Origin of the sequence: Tabrizicola oligotrophica (assembly GCF_011008935.1) — a bacterium.
GTDB classification, from domain to species: Bacteria; Pseudomonadota; Alphaproteobacteria; order Rhodobacterales; family Rhodobacteraceae; genus Tabrizicola_A; species Tabrizicola_A oligotrophica.
Genome location: NZ_JAAIVJ010000030.1, coordinates 1 through 2,500, shown reverse-complemented (window position 1 = coordinate 2,500; position 2,500 = coordinate 1). Strand labels below are relative to the sequence as shown.

The 2,500-nt window shown below is 54.2% G+C and carries 1 tRNA gene and 2 rRNA genes (1 of these 3 cut by a window edge); all 3 read left to right on the top strand.

Features of this window, described 5'->3' with window-relative positions:
* Nucleotides 1-2,075, top strand: a 23S ribosomal RNA gene (locus G4Z14_RS18610) (it extends 757 nt beyond the left edge of the window).
* 146 nt (nucleotides 2,076-2,221) lie between these two features.
* Nucleotides 2,222-2,336: ribosomal RNA gene (gene rrf / locus G4Z14_RS18605) — 5S ribosomal RNA — on the top strand.
* 84 nt (nucleotides 2,337-2,420) lie between these two features.
* A tRNA-Met gene (locus G4Z14_RS18600) sits at nucleotides 2,421-2,497 on the top strand.
* Nucleotides 2,498-2,500: the final 3 nt, after the last annotated feature.

The window sequence follows — 2,500 nt, the reverse complement described above, 5'->3', positions numbered from 1 at the left end:
CGACACCCGTTGAAAAGGGTCCGGATGACTTGTGGCTAGGGGTGAAAGGCTAATCAAACCTGGAGATAGCTGGTTCTCCGCGAAAGCTATTTAGGTAGCGCCTCGGACGAATACCTTGGGGGGTAGAGCACTACATGGATGATGGGGGCCCACAGCCTTACTGAGTCTAAGTAAACTCCGAATACCCAAGAGTACTATCCGGGAGACACACGGCGGGTGCTAACGTCCGTCGTGAAGAGGGAAACAACCCTGACCTGCAGCTAAGGCCCCTAATTCATGGCTAAGTGGGAAAGCATGTGGGACGGCCAAAACAACCAGGATGTTGGCTTAGAAGCAGCCATCATTTAAAGAAAGCGTAACAGCTCACTGGTCTAGATAAGCTGTCCTGCGGCGAAGATGTAACGGGGCTCAAGCCATGAGCCGAAGCTCGGGATGCACAGCGATGTGCGTGGTAGCGGAGCGTTCTGTGATATAGCTCATCATGTTTTATCCGTGCTTGCACGGTGAAGAACATGGAGAGCTTTCTGTGAAGCCGGGCTGTAAGGCATCCGGTGGAGAGATCAGAAGCGAGAATGTTGACATGAGTAGCGACAAAGAGGGTGAGAGACCCTCTCGCCGAAAGTCCAAGGGTTCCTGCTTAAAGCTAATCTGAGCAGGGTAAGCCGGCCCCTAAGGCGAGGCCGAAAGGCGTAGTCGATGGGAATGAGGTTAATATTCCTCAGCCAGTGGGAAGTGACGGATCTCAGAGGTAGTTTGCCCTTATCGGATTGGGTGGGCTGCTGAGAGGTTCCTGGAAATAGCCCCACATCAGACCGTACCCTAAACCGACACAGGTGGACTGGTAGAGTATACCAAGGCGCTTGAGAGAACCACGTTAAAGGAACTCGGCAAAATGCCTCCGTAAGTTCGCGAGAAGGAGGCCCCATATGTGCGCAAGCATGTGTGGGGGGCACAAACTAGGGGGTGGCGACTGTTTACTTAAAACACAGGGCTGTGCGAAGCCGTAAGGCGACGTATACAGTCTGACGCCTGCCCGGTGCTGGAAGATTAAGAGGAGGGGTGCAAGCTCTGAATTGAAGTCCCAGTAAACGGCGGCCGTAACTATAACGGTCCTAAGGTAGCGAAATTCCTTGTCGGGTAAGTTCCGACCTGCACGAATGGCGTAACGATCTCCCCGCTGTCTCTAACGTGGACTCAGCGAAATTGAACTGTGTGTCAAGATGCACACTTCCCGCGGTTAGACGGAAAGACCCCATGCACCTTTACTCTAGCTTTGCACTGGCATCAGGATTGTGATGTGCAGGATAGGTGGTAGGCATTGAAGCGGGGACGCCAGTCTTCGTGGAGCCTCCCTTGAGATACCACCCTTCGCACTCTTGATGTCTAACCGCGGCCCGTTATCCGGGTCCGGGACCCTGCATGGTGGGGAGTTTGACTGGGGCGGTCGCCTCCTAAACAGTAACGGAGGCGCGCGATGGTTGGCTCAGAGCGGTCGGAAATCGCTCGTTGAGTGCAATGGCAGAAGCCAGCCTGACTGCAAGTCTGACAAGACGAGCAGAGACGAAAGTCGGTCATAGTGATCCGGTGGTCCCAAGTGGGAGGGCCATCGCTCAACGGATAAAAGGTACGCTGGGGATAACAGGCTGATGATGCCCAAGAGTCCATATCGACGGCATCGTTTGGCACCTCGATGTCGGCTCATCTCATCCTGGGGCTGGAGCAGGTCCCAAGGGTATGGCTGTTCGCCATTTAAAGAGGTACGTGAGCTGGGTTTAGAACGTCGTGAGACAGTTCGGTCCCTATCTGCCGTGGGTGTAGGAGACTTGAGAAGAGTTGCCCCTAGTACGAGAGGACCGGGGTGAACGAACCACTGGTGGACCAGTTGTCGTGCCAACGGCAGTGCTGGGTAGCTATGTTCGGACAGGATAAACGCTGAAGGCATCTAAGCGTGAAGCCCCCTTCAAAACAAGGTCTCCCTTGAGAGCCGTGGAAGACCACCACGTCGATAGGCCGGAGGTGTAAGTGCAGCAATGCATTCAGCTGACCGGTACTAATTGCTCGATAGGCTTGATTTGATCCAGTAACAGCCAGACATGGCCTTACGGGTGTCACTTTGAAATCAAAGTGACCTAATCAAAAGCAAACACATGGTCGCAAACGCGACCTAGACTTGGAACAACACTGATGTTTGCGGGCGAAAACCCGCATGTCTCTTCTTCGGTTTGGTGGCTATAGCACGAGCAAAACACCCGATCCCATCCCGAACTCGGCCGTTAAGTGCCGTCGCGCCAATGGTACTGCGTCTTAAGACGTGGGAGAGTAGGTCACCGCCAAACCTAAAAAGAGACAACCTCCCTCATAACGATCTCAAAGCAAACCCTTCCCAAAATAACCCGGAAGGGACCGCCGAAAGGCAATGGCGCGGGGTGGAGCAGCCCGGTAGCTCGTCAGGCTCATAACCTGAAGGCCGCAGGTTCAAATCCTGCCCCCGCAACCAAAA